The sequence below is a fragment of the Candidatus Zixiibacteriota bacterium genome (assembly GCA_040752815.1).
Lineage (GTDB): Bacteria > Zixibacteria > MSB-5A5 > GN15 > FEB-12 > JAGGTI01.
The window spans coordinates 1-1,341 of record JBFMGC010000126.1 but is presented as its reverse complement, the minus strand read 5'-3'; the positions used below and the strand labels follow the sequence as shown (position 1 = coordinate 1,341).

The following is a 1,341-nucleotide window of genomic DNA, read 5'->3' as shown; positions in this document are numbered from 1 at the left end:
GAACCTACACGTTTACCCTCACGGCCACTGACGCGACCTGTTCAAGCAATACCGCCAACTTGATCTTTCAAGTCCAGGTCACGGCTTCCGGCGGAGGTGCGCCAGGAACCATCGGCGGGGTTGTCGACCTGCTGGAATTCGACACCGGCAATGGCGCGAATCCGGATATTATCCCGGTCGGCAACAATATCTATGCCATTGCATATACAGGTCCAAACGGTGACGGCTATCTGGCCACCGTGCAGATCGACGCCAGCGGACAGATCGCCAATGCCGTGATCGACACCTTGGAATTCGATTTCAGCAATGGGGATGACCCGGATATCACACAGGTGGACGGCAACATCTTTGCCATCGCCTATACGGGACCCGGCAACGATGGCTATGTGGCCACTGTCCAGATCGGCGCCGACGGCCAGATCGGCAATGCACCTCTTGATACGCTGGAATTCGAAACCGGCTACTGCTACGAACCCGATATTCTGGCGATCGGCCCCAATCTCTTCGCGATCGCCTACACCGGCCCGGATAACGACGGGTTCATCACGACCGTCCAGATCGCCGCCGACGGCCAGATCGCCAATTCGGTCGTCGATACGATCGAATTCAACAGCAGTCAAGCTTACGAGGCCGATCTGATCCATATCGCGGGCGATATCTACGCCGTGGCATACGCCGGGGCTGGAATGATTTCCGATGGATATGTGAGCACCGTGGCCATCGACAGCAGCGGCCAGATCAATGACGCGGTCCTGGACAACCTGGAATTCGATCCAAGCCTTTGCTATGATCCTGATATCGTTCATGTGAGCGGCGATATCTACGCGGTCGCCTATCGCGGCCCCGGCGACGACGGATTTATACGCACGCTGCAGATCGCCCCGGACGGCACCATCTCCAATACGACCATCGATGTGCTGGAATTCGACCCTGTGCAATGCAATGAACCGGTGATCTCAAATGTCGGCGGCGGTGTCTTTTTGATTGCCTACCGAGGTCAAAGCAACGACGGCTTTTTGGCTTCGGTGCAAATCGATGAAACAGGCCAAATCGGCAATGCGGTTCTCGATTCCCTTGAATTTGCAGCCACCGATGGGAACGAACCTTCGATCGTATCACTGGGTGGCGGGATGTTCGCGGTCTGCTATCGCGGGCCCAACGACGATGGTTTTGTGGTGACGGTCTCGATGCAATAAACGAGGTAGTGTGCATCCAGAAACAGGCAAATTCGGTCGCGGTCAAGGCGCGCGAAAAATTTAACCGCAGGCATATGGTTGATATTCCGAGGATTAAATTTTTCGCGCAACGCAGAGATCGGGCAAATTGGCCATTTCTGGATGG

At 55.6% G+C, this 1,341-nt stretch carries 1 protein-coding gene; it reads left to right on the top strand.

Going from position 1 to position 1,341, the window contains the following annotated elements; genetic code table 11:
* Positions 1-1,196, top strand: a 1,196-nt coding sequence (locus tag AB1772_13470; GenBank protein MEW5797349.1) for a hypothetical protein, incomplete at its 5' end; no start/stop codon positions are given.
* Positions 1,197-1,341 lie beyond the last annotated feature (145 nt).